This is a genomic window from Mangrovibacter yixingensis (assembly GCF_020523985.1).
Taxonomy (GTDB): Bacteria; Pseudomonadota; Gammaproteobacteria; order Enterobacterales; family Enterobacteriaceae; genus Mangrovibacter; species Mangrovibacter yixingensis.
In genome coordinates this window covers 163,345-179,973 of record NZ_JAIVKM010000008.1, presented here as the reverse complement: position 1 = coordinate 179,973, position 16,629 = coordinate 163,345, and the positions used below count along the sequence as shown (strand labels likewise).

The window sequence follows — 16,629 nt, the reverse complement described above, 5'->3', positions numbered from 1 at the left end:
GAACCGGGGGAGAAAGAGCCATTAGTGAGATTTACCCTGCTCAATACCGATACCGGTTTGTGAACGGATAAACTGCGCCTGGAACAACGAACGTTCCTGTTTACCGGCTTCACTGGTATCGGTAATTGAGAAGAACCAGACACCGATGAAGGCCGCCAGCATGGAGAACAGTGCCGGGTATTCGTAAGGGAATATCGCTGTGGCGTGGCCAAGGATTTTCACCCAAATGGTTGGGCCGAGAATCATTAACACCACTGCGGTGAGCAAGCCTAACCAGCCGCCAATCATTGCGCCACGAGTGGTCAGTTTGGACCAATACATCGACAGCAGAATAATCGGGAAGTTACAACTGGCGGCAATGGAGAAGGCCAGCCCCACCATAAAGGCAATGTTCTGTTTCTCAAACAAAATCCCCAGCAGAATCGCCACCACACCCAGTACCAAAACAGTAATTTTGGAGACTTTTAACTCCTGGCGTTCTGTTGCACCTTTGCGGATAACGTTGGCATACAAGTCATGTGAAACCGCTGATGCACCCGCCAGAGTCAGCCCGGCAACTACCGCCAGAATGGTGGCAAACGCTACCGCAGAGATAAAGCCCAGGAACAAGTTCCCGCCGACGGCATCCGCAAGGTGAACTGCCGCCATGTTATTACCGCCAATCAGCGCCCCAGCGGCATCTTTAAACGCCGGGTTTGCACCCACCAGCATGATGGCACCAAAGCCGATGATAAAGGTCAGGAAGTAGAAATACCCCATAAAACCAGTAGCATAAAGCACACTCTTACGTGCTTCACGGGCATCGGTTACTGTGAAGAAACGCATCAATATATGTGGCAACCCGGCAGTACCGAACATCAGGCCAAGGCCCAGCGAAAGAGCGGATATTGGGTCACTCACTAACCCGCCAGGCCGCATAATCGCGCCACCTTTAGGGTGCACCGACATCGCTTCGGTAAACAGGTTATTAAAACTGAACCCGGCATGTTTCATGACCATAATCGCCATAAAGCTGGCACCAAACAGCAGCAGCACGGCCTTGATGATTTGTACCCAGGTGGTGGCGAGCATGCCGCCAAACAGCACGTACATCACCATCAATACACCTACCATAACCACTGCAACATGGTAGTTCAGGCCAAATAACAGCTGGATAAGCTTACCGGCACCAACCATCTGTGCAATCAGGTACAACGCAACCACCACCAGTGAACCACAGGCCGACAAAGTACGAATGGGGCGTTGTTTCAGGCGGTAGGAAGCCACATCTGCAAAGGTATAGCGGCCGAGATTACGCAGGCGTTCGGCAATCAGGAACAGAATAATCGGCCAGCCGACCAGAAAGCCTAAGGAATAGATAAGGCCATCGTAGCCAGAGGTATACACCAGCGCGGAAATCCCCAGAAAAGACGCTGCTGACATAAAGTCACCGGCAATCGCCAGGCCATTCTGGAAGCCGGTGATATTCCCGCCAGCGGTGTAGTAGTCGCTTCTGGAACGGGTCCGGCGGGAAGCCCACCAGGTTATTCCGAGAGTCAGCACGACAAAAATCACGAACATAACAATTGCCTGCCAGTTTGTTGGCTGGCGTTTAACTTCCCCGGTGATGGCATCCGCACACTGTCCGGCCAGTGGCAACCCCATCAAAAGTAACGTGGTCAACAAACGCATCATGATGGTTTTACCTCGCTGATAATGGCCTTCGTGAGTCGGTCAAATTCGCCATTTGCCCGCCAGACATACACGCCTGTCAGCACAAACGACAGCACGATAATGCCAATACCAACGGGGATACCGCGGGTAACGTTAGTGTCTGGCCCCAGCGGGGTTCCCAGCCAGTCGGGCGCAAAGGCGATAAGCATGATAAAACCAAAATAAACCACCAACATAATAGCGGTCAGGAGGGCGGCAAACCTTTGCCTTTTGTGTACTAACTCCCTGAAATGCGGGTTATCTTGTACCTGCTGATAAACGGTATCATTCATCGCGGCATCTCCAGAGGTAAGGTCAATTTTTTGTTGTAGGGTAGGTTTAGTTATGGCTTTTAGCGCGCAGATTACGCACATCACTGATTCGCCCTGCACCTATATGCAGGTATGCAGGGCGGTATCGTGCCGTCTTAAGACGGCATTTTGATTGCTTGTTTTTCCTCCAGTAATTTTTCCACAACACCTGGGTCCGCCAGGGTTGAGGTATCACCAAAGTTGCTGGTATCACCGGCGGCGATTTTGCGCAGAATACGGCGCATGATTTTCCCGGAGCGGGTCTTCGGCAGGGCATCAGTCCAGTGCAACACATCTGGCGTTGCCAGTGGCCCAATCTCTTTGCGTACCCAGTTGCGTACTTCGGTATACAGTGCTGGTGTGGGTTCTTCGCCATGAATCAGGGTAACGTAGGCATAAATAGCCTGGCCCTTAATACTATGAGGGATCCCGACTACAGCCGCTTCAGCAATCAGTGGGTGAGAAACCAGTGCAGACTCAATCTCTGCCGTGCCCAGGCGGTGTCCGGAGACATTCAGTACATCGTCCACACGGCCGGTTATCCAGTAGTAACCGTCTTCATCGCGGCGTGCGCCGTCGCCACTGAAATAGCGGTTTTTGAAGGTGGAGAAATAGGTTTGTTCAAAACGGGCGTGGTCGCCAAACAGTGTGCGCGCCTGGCCAGGCCAGGAGTCCGTAATAACCAGGTTACCTTCCGTTGCGCCTTCCTGAGGGTTACCTTCGTTATCAACCAGCGCCGGTTGTACACCAAAGAAGGGCCGGGTGGCGGAGCCTGCTTTCAATTCAGTTGCGCCGGGTAACGGGGTAATCATGAAGCCGCCGGTTTCTGTCTGCCACCAGGTGTCCATCACCGGGCAGTTTTCATTACCGATTTTTTTCCAGTACCACTCCCAGGCTTCCGGGTTAATAGGTTCGCCCACTGACCCCAGAATACGCAATGACGAACGGTCCGTACCTTCTATGGCGCTATCGCCTTCTGCCATCAGGGCACGAATTGCGGTTGGCGCGGTATACAGGATGTTGACCTTATGCTTATCTACCACTTGTGCCATACGGTTCGGCTTCGGCCAGTTCGGTACGCCTTCAAACACCAGCGTGGTTGCGCCACAGGCTAGTGGCCCATAGAGCAGGTAGCTGTGCCCGGTTACCCAGCCCACATCGGCGGTGCACCAGTAAATGTCGCCATCGTGGTAATCAAACACATATTTAAATGTGGTGGCGGCATAAACCAGGTAGCCCCCTGTGGTATGCAGCACACCTTTTGGCTTACCGGTTGAGCCAGAGGTATAGAGGATAAACAGCGGGTCTTCCGCGCCCATCTCAACAGGCTGGTGTTCATCGCTGGCGTCAGCCATACAATCGTGCCACCACAAATCACGGCCTTCATGCCATTGAATTGCGCCACCCGTGCGTTTAAGGGTTATCACATGCTCAATCGTGGTGACTTCCGGGTGCTCAAGGGCTTCATCGACATTTTGTTTCAGCGGAATGCCTCGCCCGGCGCGAATACCTTCATCGGCGGTAATCACCATTTTTGCGTTGGAATCCACAATACGCCCGGCAACGGCTTCCGGTGAGAATCCACCAAAGATTACAGAGTGAACGGCACCGACACGGGCGCAGGCCAGCATGGCAACGGCAGCTTCCGGCACCATTGGCATATAAATCGCCACCACATCGCCTTTGCGGATACCTTGTTGAGTTAACACATTGGCAAAACGGCAAACTTCACGGTGCAGTTCACGGTAAGTCAGCGTGCTACTTTGGCTGGCATCATCGCCTTCCCAAATGATGGCCACCTGGTCGCCGCGTGTGGCGAGGTGGCGGTCCAGGCAGTTGGCGGCCAGGTTGAGGGTGCCATCTTCGTACCATTTAATCGAGATATTTCCCGGTGCGAACGAGGTGTTCTTTACTTTGGTATACGGCTTGATCCAGTCCAGGATCTTGCCCTGATCACCCCAGAATGCATCAGGATCCTGGCATGATTGTTGGTACATTGACGCATATTGTTCCGGATTTATCAGGCAGCGTTCCGCAATATTTGCGGGAATTGGGTGCTTGTGTATTTGGCTCATGGCTTTTTTTCTCCTTTCCTGATGTTAATAATATGTCGCGAAAAGGTTAATTGAAGTGGAGGTGATGGCTTTGTTTACTTTTTGGGCGAGAGATCACGCAATGTTTAAAGAGGTTTAATAAAACACCAAACATTCTTTTAAGCAGAGCGGAAAAAGGCGTGCAATGTATTAGCGGACATTAACGAAAAATTAAGAGAGAACAGGTGAATAGCGCTTCTGACTCAGTATTTTGTCTGCTAGCAGAAAGAAGTCATATGAGTTTCATATAGGTTAAACAATAGCAGGGTAATGCGGATGTGAATAAAAAAGCCGCACACCTGCTGGTGTACGGCTGGTGAGATATCACACGGTTGTTGTTACCCTTGCGCACTTTCCCGCAGTCGGGTTTTCAGTGCGTCATAACTTTCTATAACGTACTGCTCCGCTGCATACTGGTCTGCAATAGGCTCAACCCGGACAGCACAGTATTTATACTCCGGTGTTTTGGTTATCGGGCTCAGGTTTTCTGTTACCAGCTCATTACAGGCACCTATCCACCATTGGTATGTCATGTAGATAGCGCCTTTGTTGGGCCGGTCACTAACCTGGGCACGGGTGATGATTTTACCTTTACGGGAGTGCACCCACACCAGCGCTTCATCTTCAATACCCAGTTGCATCGCATCATGAGTATTGATTTGCGCATAACCGGGTTCATCTGCCAGTGCAGCCAGAGCCGCACAGTTACCGGTCATGGAGCGGCAAGAGTAGTGGCCCACTTCACGCACGGTAGACAGCACCATCGGGTATTCCTCTGTAAGCTTGTCTTGCGGCGCCACCCAGTCGCAGGTGTAGAACTGCCCAAGGCCATTGGCGCGGTCGAACTGTTTCGCATACAGGTAAGAAGTGCCCTGGTCTTCTGGCCCGGTATCGCGGCATGGCCACTGAATAAAGCCCAGCTCGCCCATTTTTTCATAGGTCGCCCCATAAAAATCCGGGCACAGATGCCGCAACTCATCCCAAATTTCCTGGGTGTTGTTGTAATGCATCGGGTAGCCCATGCGCGTGGCGATTTCACTGATAATTTGCCAGTCTGTCTTCAGGTCCCACTGGGGTTCCACGGCTTTAAAGAAGCGCTGGAAGCCACGGTCTGCCGCTGTGTATACCCCTTCATGCTCACCCCACGAGGTGGATGGCAGGATAACATCAGCCGCGGATGCGGTTTTGGTCATGAAGATGTCCTGAACAATAACCAGTTCCAGGTCATTAAATGCCTGGCGTACCGAAGAGAGTTCAGCATCCGTTTGCAGTGGGTCTTCACCCATAATGTAAGCGGCTCTGACTTCCCCGTGAGCTACGCGGTGCGGCAGTTCGCTGATACGGTATCCCGTTTCTGCTGGCAGTGAATCTACGCCCCAGGCACTGGCAAATTTCGCACGGTGTTCGGGGTTGTTCACATACTGGTAGCCCGGGAAAGTATCTGGTAGTGCACCCATGTCGCAGGCACCCTGAACGTTGTTTTGGCCACGTACCGGGTTAACGCCAGTATGAGGTTTGCCCAGGTTTCCGGTCAGCAATGCAAGGCTTGTCAGAGAACGAACGGTTTCCACGCCCTGGTAAAATTGCGTTACGCCCATGCCCCACAGGATCATCGCAGTTTTGGCACCCGCATAGGTCCGGGCCGCCAGACGGATTTGCTGGGCACTCAGCCCTGTAATGTCTTCGACGGATTCCGGGGTATAGCCCGCAACAATTTTCTGGTATTCATCAAATTCTTCTGTGCGTGTGGCGACGAAGTCTTTGTCATACAAGTTTTCTTCAATAATCACATGGCCCAGGGCATTGAGCAGTGCGATATTGGAACCATTGCGCAGAGCAAGGTGCTGGTCTGCTATACGTGCGGTTTCAATTTTGCGTGGGTCGCACACAATGATTTTCGCGCCTTTTTGTTTTGCGCGCAGAACATGCTTCGCAACAATAGGATGCGAATCGGCAGGGTTATAGCCGAAAATAAACAGTAAATCTGTGTCGTCAATTTCGTTGATGGCATTACTCATTGCGCCATTACCGACCGACTGGTGCAGACCTGCAACCGAAGGGCCGTGTCAGACGCGTGCGCAGCAATCGACGTTATTGGTGCCAATAACGGCGCGCGCAAATTTTTGCATCACGTAATTGGTTTCATTGCCCGTACCACGGGAAGACCCAGTGGTCATAATGGCATTCGGGCCATGTTTTTGCTTAATCGCACTGAGGCGTTCGCTGACATAATCCAGCGCAACATCCCAGGAAACGGCTTCCAGTTTGCCACCGCGTTGGCGGCGAATCATAGGCGACTTCAGGCGGGGAGTGAGGATCTGGGTATCATTGATGAAATCCCAGCCGTAATACCCTTTCAGGCACAAATCGCCTTCATTGGTTTTCCCGTTTGCGCCTTCGGCCTTGACGATTTTACCGTTATTGACCACCAGGTTGATTTTGCAACCTGATGCGCAATAAGGGCAAACCGTGACAACTTTTTTCATCCGATTGGCTCCAGTGATAAGAGTAAGCGTGTGGCATGCCAGCACGCGCGCCCATCAATGCATATTCTGTGCCAGCTAAATAAGCCCAGAACAAATCAGGATATTACGGTGTTTTTTTTGACAAAACTCTGACGAAAGACAGGCCTTCGTCAGATATGACGTGTCGAGATTAAAGATGAATGGCGGAAGTTACAGGCGTTTGGTGAAGCGCATATGTGTGGGTTCGTGGCCTTCGCGTAAATAAAAACGGTGTTCGTCTTTGCGCAGTGCCCCGCAGGATAACTCAAGCAATTCAGCATCCCATTCGCGTGCTTTACTTTCAGCCCAGGCCAGCAAGCGTTGGCCAATATTATGCCCGCGGGCTTCGGGCATAACGACCAGTTCCTGAACCTCGCCAATCCAGCGAACATGGTGCAGGTGAAATTGCATCTGCAGGCTAATCATACCCACCGGGTGGTTATCCAGCAGTGCAAGCTGGTAAAAAAGCTGGGGATCGTCAAGGTTACGTGCCAGCCCACTGAGAAAGGCATCCCGGTCAAACGTGGTTTGTTTCAGTTCACAAATTAGCTTGTATAACGCATCGGCATCGTTAAGCCGGGCAGGGCGTAGCTCAATCGACATGGCGGCTCCCGGAACAGCAGTGGTTTGAGAGATATGCTAATCAACATAGTGGGATTTTCACCATCCCTCAAGTGCCCACTGAATAGTGAATCAACTGGTTTGCCAGCAATGGCTGGCAAACCGGTTAACGAAACACGTTTACGGCATCTTCCAGGCGGGAAGCCTGGTGTTGCATAGAGGCTGAAGCCTGAGCACCCTGATCAACCAGTGTGGCGTTCTGGTGGGTAATATGATCAAGTTGATCAACGGCTTTGGTGATCTCAGAAAGGCTGTGTGCTTGATCCGCGGTTGCATCGCTGATTTGGGCGATAAGCTGAGTCACATTTTTCACCTGGTCCACGATATCGTGCATCGTCTCACCGGCTTTTTGTACTTCTTCTGCCCCGGATTCTACCCGCGAAGAGCTGGATTCAATTAAGTTGCGAATATCGCTGGCTGCTTTGGCACTGCGTTGTGCCAGGCTGCGTACCTCGCCTGCTACCACAGCAAAACCTTTACCCTGCTCACCTGCACGGGCGGCTTCTACAGCGGCGTTCAGTGCCAGGATGTTGGTTTGAAACGCAATGCTGTCAATCAGGGATGTAATGCTGCCGATTTGCTTGGTGCTCTCGGCAATCTGATTCATGGTGGCGATTACCGTTTCCATTACCTGGCCGCCGTGGGTAGCCGCATTGCTTGCCTCCCCGGAAAGCTTATTCGCCTGGGCGGCGGTGTTGGTGTTATCCCGCACGGTATCGGACAACTGTGTCATGGTCGCCAGAGTTTGTTGCACGTTAACTGCGGTTTGCCGGGTACGCTCATTAAGGTCTTCATTCCCCTGGGCCAGCGCATCACTGCCCGTGCGCACACTGCACACCTGGCCGCTAACATCATTGATGAGCCAGCGGAACATCAAACCCAACTGGCTGATGGATCGCAAAGTAATACCGACCTCATCGGAACGTTGCATATGGTCAACATTATGGCTGTTGCCAGTCGCCACCATCAGCGCCTGTTTATGCAGTTTTTCCGCAGGCGTAGCAACCTGGCGTTCCTGCATGAAGCCCACCAAAATAAACAGAACCGTGTTTAGCCCCAGCATAATCAGGTATTCATGCAAGGAGATATTTACAAAGCCCATTATTGCCGAAGAGAGCAGTAGGGTTACCAGCAGTGGCAGGCGAATACGCCAGCGCAATGATAATGTTTTCGTTAATGAAAAGAGTGAAGAGGCGCCTTTCTTGACCACCAGGCCATTGCGTAATGTGAGGTTAGTTGTGCGCCCTTCATTCATAGCCCGGTAGAGCGTTTCCGCCTCACGAACCTCTTCGCGAGTGGGCTTGGTTCGAATAGACATATACCCCATAGCCTGGCCGTTACGCACAATCGGCACGGCGTTCGCCCGCACCCAATAGTAATCCCCATTTTTCCGTCGGTTTTTCACCAGCCCGGTCCAGGGCTCGCCGCGTTTTAATGTCGCCCACATATCGGCAAATGCCTGGCGTGGCATGTCCGGGTGGCGCACCAGGTTATGTGGCTGCCCAATAAGCTCCTCACTGGTGAAGCCACTGGCTTCTATGAAACTGTCATTTGCATAAGTGATATAACTCTGAAGGTCCGTGGTAGACATCAGTGTCGCGTCGTCCGTCAACTCATATTCAGTGTCTGTCACAAAAGGCTGTTGGCGCATTTTGGTTATACCTGGCGTTATTGCGGGATTAACAGAATATCTCGGCATTTCTTAATATATCTTTAGCAATAAAAAGTGATGATGATCTGAAAAAAATGCCGTGGGGAAGTTTATGGGGAAAGTTTTATTATGGCTTAATATTAATTTTACTTAATGTTTTTTAGTGTGTTGATTTATTTTGGTTTTAATTTTTTGCTTTATATTGAATTTGTACTAAGTGCATAATAGTTTAGTATATTGCAGGGTTATTATCGCAAGATAAAAACAAGAATTATATTGTTTTTCGCTCAATTAAATGGTGAGTGAAAAATAAATGAGTGCAGGTGATGTTCCTATTTTATTTCAGGAACAAAAAAGACACCCCCCATTAACGGGAGGTGAAACGAATCAGTTCTTTTTAACAAATTCAGATTTTAGTTTCATTGGACCAAAGCCATCGATTTTGCAGTCGATATTATGGTCGCCTTCCACCAGGCGGATATTCTTTACTTTGGTCCCGATTTTCAAAGTAGAGGAGCTTCCTTTAACTTTGAGATCCTTAATCACAGTGACACTGTCGCCATCACTGAGCGTGTTCCCGTTGGCGTCTTTCACCACCAGGGCATCGTCTTGTTGTGAGGGTTCGTTGTCACGCCATTCGTGAGCACACTCCGGGCAGACATACATCAGATTATCCTGGTATGTATATTCAGACTGGCATTTTGGGCAGTGAGGCAGTTGCATGGCGTATCCTTAAAGCTCTACAGGTAAAGATATTTTCTGCTTGATCCCGAATGAAAACAGGCAGTGCATTAACGTGCCCGCCTGGCAATTTCATTAGGCATAAACCCGGTGATCTGCAGAGAATTATCATTAAATGGTTAAAAGTTGGGTGATTATAACTTATTTCTCATGATAATTGTGTGGTTTTTTGCACGTTTACTTTGGTGTTTTTATTATAAAGTAATTATTAAACAATGAGTTAAATGTTTATTCTGCTGTTTTTTCTATCAGGAAAGAATATTTTGAACTTATGCGTAATTTCTCTGTTTTATGGCCAGGTATTTTAGCCTGTGTTAGATTGAATGGGATTGATTCGCAGTATTAATGGCTACTTAACGGAAATTTATGAGAATAGATGAAAGTTAATGCGTATGATTTTTCGTTTTCACTATCAATAATTTGCTTTAAATATGCGAACAACATATCGTGAAAACTAATAGGATAGTGTTATTCTGCACGGGCGTCTTAGGCAGAAAGCTTTCTTATTGGCTGCCTCCGCAACGTTACACTCACTGGTGTGGGAACACCCTTTATGCTGATTGTTACCCTGGGTTTATTTACCAGGGGAGGGTTGTTGCCAGTGTTGTTTCATGCTTATTGATTGAACAGAAAAGAAGTCTTCTTGTTTCATTGCCTGCGGGTGATGGTTTGTCTTTATATTAAAAATAAATAGAAGTTGGCTATTTCATAACTAAAAAATAAAAGACGTGCTTATGACGTCCAATGATTTGCATTAAGGAACGGTTTCTATGCACACACAGACAATATTTGAATTAAGTCAGGAGGCGGAAAGGCTGTTGCAACTGGCTATTTCGCAGCTTGATTCGATTCAACAGTTCTCTACCTCCAGCCCACCCGTTAAAGCGACAGGCAGCACAGTTGAGGCAAACGCCAACCATTTCAGCCTGAATGGTATCCAGCGGCAGCATGAAATCTTACAAAGTGAGTTGCGTAAGCTCACGCATCAGGAAATGGTTCTGGCTATTGTCGGTACGATGAAAGCCGGTAAATCCACGACGATTAATGCCATTATTGGTACTGAAGTGTTGCCTAACCGCAACCGACCAATGACAGCACTGCCTACACTGATTCGCCATACCCCAGGGCAGAAAGAGCCCCGGCTGTATTTTCCTCATGTGTTGCCCATTGAGGCACTGATGGAAAATTTGCACGCCGTCCTGGTGCACTGTGACCGGGAGTTACTGGCGGAACGCCTGGAAATAGACAACGATATGGAAGCCCTGATTCAACGCATAATTGAAAAGCAGGGATTCGAACGGCACTATCTGGGTGCCCAACCCATTTTTTATTGCCTGAAAAGCCTGAATGACCTGGTACGGTTATCTCAGGTCCTCAATGTTGATTTCCCTTTTGCCGCTTATACTGCGATTGAACATATTCCTGTGATTGAAGTGGAATTTGTTCACCTGGCTGAACAGGAAGTCCCTTACGGTCAGTTGACGTTGTTGGATACGCCTGGGCCCAATGAAGCCGGTCAGCCTTATTTGCAGCAAATGTTAAAAGAACAATTAAGCCGTGCCTCGGCTGTTATGGTTGTGCTTGATTACACCCAGCTTAAATCTGTATCTGATGATGAAATGCGCCGGGTGGTGGCTCAGGTGGGGGATAACGTACCGCTGTATGCCCTGGTGAATAAATTTGACCAGAAAGATCGTAATAGCGATGACGAGCAGCAAATTCGTGCGTTGATAGCCGGTTCTTTAATGCGGGGAGTGATTACACCAGAGCACATCTTCCCTGTTTCTTCCATGTGGGGCTACCTGGCTTACCGGGCAAAACATGAAATTGAGCAACATGGTTGTTTGCCGTGCCCCGACCAGCATCGTTGGGTACAGGATTTTGCCGATGCCGCATTGGGGCGTCGCTGGCAGGCCAGTGATCTCGCGGATATTCCCCATATACAACAGGCTGCACAGTTACTTTGGGAAGATGCGATGCTGCAGAGCCCAATTAGTACCATTCTTGATGCCGCACAAGGTAAAGCTGCGCTTTTTGCGCTGCATTCGGCGGTGCAAAAATTGCACAGCTATTCTCGGTTAGCCAGTGAGTTTCTGAGCCTGCGTTCGCAAGGGCTGAATATGGATAACAACAGCCTTCAGTCTCATATACAGAGCCTTGAACTGGATATCTCGACCCTGTATTCATGCCAGGCAGAGGTTGCCCAGCGTGTTCAGGTGGAAATGGAGGCTGCGATTGGGCAAATAGGCAATCATCTTGACCAGTGCAGGTTGCGGGTTCAGAGCACTTTGAAAACCTACTTTGAGAAAGGGGTTGTTCCGGCAATGGTGACGCAAAAAGTGTGCTCACTGTTGTACCATGAACCGGATTTTCCCCCAGGTGAGCGCCTGTTGGTTTCTGGCAATGAAAACCTGGCAAGGCTCAGCCTGTTCAAAATAAGCCATTCTTGCGAAGTGATTATGACCTGGGCGCAAGGCCATATGGCGACGACGCTGGCAGAGATAGCAGAAGGCCTTAAACAGGCATTGACGGCCATTTTTTTGCAAACACTCAAGCCCATTGAACAACGCCTGAGTGCCAGGCTTGATGACTGTGTCAAGGACCCACTGCCTTTACCTGATTTTCAACACATGCTGCTGGATGCCAGTGTTGCTTCCTGCTTTGCCGATGCGTTAACAGAACAACGTGCAGTTAACTCACCAATGCAGAGCGGGGTCCGTTCCGCTATGCTGCGTTGGTTTAATGGCGCGACGGAGCAACTGGAAGGAAATACGGATTACTCGCGCCAGTTTGCGATTAACCTTAATGAACTCCAGACAAAACTCTTCCAGCATATTTCCCAGTCTTGTGAACACATGCGGGGGGCGGTGTATGCACAATTGGATGTATCAGTCACCCAATGCCTCACCACGTTTTTTGCAGAAGTGACCAGCTCCCTTGAAGCCATTCAGCGTAACCTGAATCACTGCATGCTGGCTCGCCAACAAAGCAATGAACAACAACAAGGGTTACGTAAACGCGTGCAGCACTGCCTCGAAACGGCGTCATTTATTGGTGAAGATACGCGTTTATTACAGGAAGATATTCAGACTCTGCTTAAAGCGGAACAATAATAATGACGTATTCATCAATTGCAGGCCTTGGAGAAAGACTGGAATGTATTAATGGCAAGTTTGTTGTTGACCTTGCCAGTGACCTGAATCTGCGACGAGAACGTTATCGCCACCCGCAGAGTAAGCAGTTCTGGGCACATTTACAGTCAGTATTTCGCCAGAAACTCCCTGCCGGGCAAGTTTTGCATGGCAGCGAAGCCGCGATGGACCATGGTGATGCTAACCTTGCCTGGCTCCAGTGGTTTATTAGCAAAATGGCACTGAGCCAGTTCGCTCTGTCATCGTTAGCTGCGCGGGTACAGGTGTTACGTGCCAGTTGCCCTCCAGACAATGAACGTGAAACACATCTGGTGCAACTTCAATCCCTGATAAGCCAGCGTCAGCAGCGCCTGGCTGTGCAACTGAAAAAGTCAGACAACCTGAGCCAGGCTCAGGTTCATTGTGAACAAGTATTTACACGTTGGCGAACCGGGCATTATCAGCGTTTTTCTCCTGCATCGCGTTGTTATATTGCGCTGGAAGAGTTGCGTTGGGGAATGTTTGGTGATGTTTACCGCGCCCATGAAGCAATACATTCTCGCCAGTTGGTCGACGTCGTTCGGGAACGAGCCATTGCGCAGCTTGCCAGCGATATTGGTGCCTCTGCACAAACCCGGCACTTTTATCATCAGTGGCTTACGTTTCCGCCAGCTACCGGCATGGTGGACCTGAAAGCTTTATTGAGCTGGCTGGGAGACTGGAGCCACGGCGAGTATCAACCTGTCACCTGGTCTGTCACGCAAAGCTGGCAAAACATTGCGCTGGGTATGCCGCGTATTTGCTCTGCATCCCGGCTTGCCGGCAGCATGGTAGATGAAGTCTTTCACCAGGCAGAGGACGATTAACAGCACTGCTGGGTAACGGGGGCGGCGTTGTGTTTCCCCTGTTGCTGCCAGTAAGTGCCATGCCACAGGCCGCTTATTGAGCGTTGCCTTTCCCCCGAGCCCTCGGTTGCCCGGCGATATGAATGGATGCTTATCTTTTTTATCCCGGTATTCACTAACCACAAGGGTTTTGCACACTTTGTATCATTGTTGGCAGCCAACTATACGCTTTTGAGGTGGGTTGCTTTACCCGGTGTTGTTTCTGGAAAAAAGATTTCTTCATTTCTTCTTTACCACTAACACACTGATTCTGCTCTATTGTATGAATTTTCGAATAATTAGCCTGAAAAGAATTACTTGATTTTGATAAGCTAAAAATGATAATCGGTCTCAAAATTATAAATCTTATCATTTAATAATAGAGAGAAAAGCCGTGTCAAACCGCCAGTCAACATGTGTAGGCAAGGGGCCTCGCATATTGGCGTTGCTAATCAGTAGCGCTATTTTCCCGGCACTTGCCGCGGGCACAGCAACGGACAGCCAGTCAACAAACACCTCAAAACAAGATTCAACGCATTCTCAGAAAGTAGACACCATTACGGTGACGGCTACTCCTGACAATACCTTCCAGCCAGGTGGCGATGAGCTGGTGCCTGCTTATCTGGACGGGCAAGTTGCCAATGGCGGCCGTCTGGGTATGTTAGGCGAGCAAAGCGCCATGGATGTGCCTTTTAATGTGGTGGGGTACACCTCTAAATTAGTCCAGGATCAGCAAGCACATACTATTGCCGATGTGGTGGCCAACGATGCGGGCGTTCAGTCCAGCCAGGGCTACGGCAACTTCGCCGAAACTTACCGTATTCGCGGTTTTACCCTTGATGGCGACGATATGACAATGGGTGGGTTGCCGGGTGTTGTCCCTCGCCAGGTGGTTGATACCCAGATGCTGGAGCGTATTGAAATTTTCAAAGGCGCGAATGCACTGTTAAATGGTGCGGCAGGCTCGGGTGTTGGCGGTATGATCAACCTGGAACCTAAACGTGCGCAAGATACACCAATCACCCGTGTTGGTGTGGATTACACCTCAGATTCCCAGTTAGGCGGAACCCTGGATGTGGGCCGCCGGTTTGGTGATAACAACCAGTTCGGCGCTCGTGTTAACCTGGTGCACCGTGAAGGCGAAGGTGCAGTAGATAACGATAAACGCCGTACCACTCTGGCTTCACTGGGGCTGGATTACAAAGGCGACCGTCTGCGCTCTTCACTGGATTTTGGCTACCAGAAGAAAACCTTTCATGGCAGCCGTAATGGCGTGAATATCAGTGGTGTCGATTTCATTCCTGCAGTACCTGGGCACACCACAAATTACAGCCAGAAATGGGGCTACAGCGATATCGAAAATGAATTCGGTATGGTGAAATCAGAATATGATTTGCTCGATGAAGGCCACCTGACAGCCTATGCTGCGCTGGGCGGGCAACATGCGCATGAAACCGGGACATACACAACACCTGCACTGACTGATACCCAGGGTGATGCCACGGTTTCACGTATGGATACCAATAACATTATCAATACATTCAGTGGGATGGCAGGGCTGCGCAGTAAGTTCGATACCGGTTTTGTGTCGCACAATGTTAACGTGGGTTATGCGGCATCTACCAGCCAGACTCGTGCCGCTTACAGAATGGCGCTGTCACCCACCGGCACAACCAATATCTATGACCCGCAATCGGTCTCCATACCGGATAATGACTATTCCGGTGGGAATTATTCCGATCCCTCACCAACGATTCGTAGCCGTACTCAGGGCTGGTTGTTAAGCGATACCCTGGGCGTGCTGGACGATAAACTTCTGTTTACTCTGGGTGCCCGCTACCAGAAAGTGGTGCTGGTAAACTATGACTATAACTCTGGTTCAGAAAGCTCTCACTTCGAAGATAACCGCTGGATGCCGACTTATGGTGTTGTTTATAAGCCATGGAAGCCAGTTTCACTCTATGCTAACCACACTGAAGCTCTGCAACCCGGTGACACCATTGGTTCAGGCGCGCTGAATTTCGGGCAAAGCCTGGGCATTATTCACTCCAAACAAAATGAAGTGGGTGTGAAAATGGATTTCGGCCGTGTGGGCGGTTCACTCTCATTATTTGAAATCAAAAAACCTTCAGCAATTAACGATTATGTCGGTTCAAGTTACTACACTCGCCTGGATGGTGAGCAACGTAACCGTGGCATTGAGCTGAATGTGTTTGGCGAACCTATGCTTGGCCTGCGTTTGAATGCCAGCACCACCTGGATAGATCCGGAACTGTCTAAAACAGAAAATGGTACCAACGATGGTAATGACGCCATTGGTGTGCCGCGTTTTGTTGGTGTGCTGGGTGCAGAATATGACATTCCCCAGGTGGAAGGCCTGACTGCAACCGCTCGTGTCAATCACACAGGCTCTCAGTACGCCGATGCAGCGAACACCAAAAAACTGGATAGCTATACCACGCTGGATTTAGGTGTGCGTTACCGGATGCGTATTAACGAAGATAAGAATGAAATGGTCTGGCGTGTGGGTGTAGAAAACGTCACCAATGAGAAATACTGGTCTTCTGTAGAAAGCTACGGTTATTACATCTTCCAGGGCGATCCGCGGACTCTGAAAGTGTCAATGACCTACGATTTCTAAGATTGACTGAATGTTTCATAACACACCGGTTGCCTGAAAAGGTAGCCGGTTTTTATTTTCCAGGGGAGAACAGGGGATAAAACTACAATTCTGACATTTACTGGCAATATCATTTCAATATAAATGCATGTTGCACCTTTATTAAATAGAAACTCAATACTGTATATAACTTTAATTCTGTCAGCGGAACTATTCTTTAAAAATTGAAAATAATAACCATTATTATTTATTCTGCTTTCTGTTACTGCGATATTAGCTATTCAGAACTACTATATTTGGTAGTTTTTTGCATTTTTTTCCGGAAGCTGAGCATGTTTTTTATGGCTCTGGCTTACCTGACCATAGAATTGTCAGGAAAGA

General features: G+C 49.4%; 10 protein-coding genes. 3 read left to right on the top strand and 7 right to left on the bottom strand.

Annotated elements, in window-relative coordinates; all coding sequences use genetic code 11:
* Positions 1-21: 21 nt before the first annotated feature.
* From actP to LC084_RS20290, 7 genes are all read right to left on the bottom strand, one after another.
* Positions 22-1,677 (bottom strand): cation/acetate symporter ActP, encoded by a 1,656-nt coding sequence (actP, locus tag LC084_RS20320; RefSeq protein WP_226573470.1) that lies wholly within the window; start codon positions 1,675-1,677, stop codon positions 22-24.
* Positions 1,671-1,985 carry a DUF485 domain-containing protein gene (locus tag LC084_RS20315; RefSeq protein WP_036103471.1) on the bottom strand — a complete coding sequence of 105 codons (315 nt, stop codon included), beginning with the start codon at positions 1,983-1,985 and terminating at the stop codon, positions 1,671-1,673. Before LC084_RS20315 ends, actP begins: the two co-directional genes overlap by 7 nt.
* A gap of 134 nt (positions 1,986-2,119) precedes the next feature.
* Positions 2,120-4,078, bottom strand: a complete 1,959-nt coding sequence (gene acs, locus LC084_RS20310) for an acetate--CoA ligase (RefSeq protein WP_226573421.1) — start codon at positions 4,076-4,078, stop codon at positions 2,120-2,122.
* Between the two features lie 356 nt (positions 4,079-4,434).
* Positions 4,435-6,582, bottom strand: a complete 2,148-nt coding sequence (gene fdhF / locus LC084_RS20305) for a formate dehydrogenase subunit alpha (protein WP_226573419.1) — start codon at positions 6,580-6,582, stop codon at positions 4,435-4,437.
* A 189-nt stretch (positions 6,583-6,771) separates the two neighbouring features.
* Positions 6,772-7,203, bottom strand: coding sequence for an aminoalkylphosphonate N-acetyltransferase (gene phnO, locus LC084_RS20300; protein WP_226573416.1), 432 nt, complete (start codon positions 7,201-7,203; stop codon positions 6,772-6,774).
* A 124-nt stretch (positions 7,204-7,327) separates the two neighbouring features.
* Positions 7,328-8,872 (bottom strand): methyl-accepting chemotaxis protein, encoded by a 1,545-nt coding sequence (locus LC084_RS20295; RefSeq protein WP_226573414.1) that lies wholly within the window; start codon positions 8,870-8,872, stop codon positions 7,328-7,330.
* A gap of 387 nt (positions 8,873-9,259) precedes the next feature.
* On the bottom strand, positions 9,260-9,595 hold the full coding sequence (locus LC084_RS20290) for a zinc ribbon domain-containing protein YjdM (RefSeq protein ID WP_226573412.1): 336 nt from the start codon (positions 9,593-9,595) through the stop codon (positions 9,260-9,262).
* 788 nt (positions 9,596-10,383) lie between these two features.
* On the opposite strand from LC084_RS20290, the gene LC084_RS20285 reads away from it, so the two are divergent.
* From LC084_RS20285 to LC084_RS20275, 3 genes are all read left to right on the top strand, one after another.
* Positions 10,384-12,726 carry a dynamin family protein gene (locus LC084_RS20285; protein WP_226573410.1) on the top strand — a complete coding sequence of 781 codons (2,343 nt, stop codon included), beginning with the start codon at positions 10,384-10,386 and terminating at the stop codon, positions 12,724-12,726.
* 2 nt (positions 12,727-12,728) lie between these two features.
* Entirely contained in the window at positions 12,729-13,610 is an 882-nt protein-coding gene (locus LC084_RS20280) for a YjcZ-like family protein (RefSeq protein WP_226573407.1), read from the top strand.
* Between the two features lie 454 nt (positions 13,611-14,064).
* Positions 14,065-16,269 (top strand): TonB-dependent receptor, encoded by a 2,205-nt coding sequence (locus LC084_RS20275; protein ID WP_404808822.1) that lies wholly within the window; start codon positions 14,065-14,067, stop codon positions 16,267-16,269.
* The last annotated feature ends 360 nt before the right edge of the window (positions 16,270-16,629 follow it).

Bases quoted from the DNA above. Each gene is read 5' to 3' on its own strand.
- acs (WP_226573421.1), bottom strand. From the start codon at position 4,078: ATGAGCCAAATACACAAGCACCCAATTCCCGCAAATATTGCGGAACGC.
- LC084_RS20290 (WP_226573412.1), bottom strand. From the start codon at position 9,595: ATGCAACTGCCTCACTGCCCAAAATGCCAGTCTGAATATACATACCAG.
- LC084_RS20285 (WP_226573410.1), top strand. From the start codon at position 10,384: ATGCACACACAGACAATATTTGAATTAAGTCAGGAGGCGGAAAGGCTG.
- LC084_RS20315 (WP_036103471.1), bottom strand. From the start codon at position 1,985: ATGAATGATACCGTTTATCAGCAGGTACAAGATAACCCGCATTTCAGG.
- phnO (WP_226573416.1), bottom strand. From the start codon at position 7,203: ATGTCGATTGAGCTACGCCCTGCCCGGCTTAACGATGCCGATGCGTTA.
- LC084_RS20280 (WP_226573407.1), top strand. From the start codon at position 12,729: ATGACGTATTCATCAATTGCAGGCCTTGGAGAAAGACTGGAATGTATT.
- LC084_RS20295 (WP_226573414.1), bottom strand. From the start codon at position 8,872: ATGCGCCAACAGCCTTTTGTGACAGACACTGAATATGAGTTGACGGAC.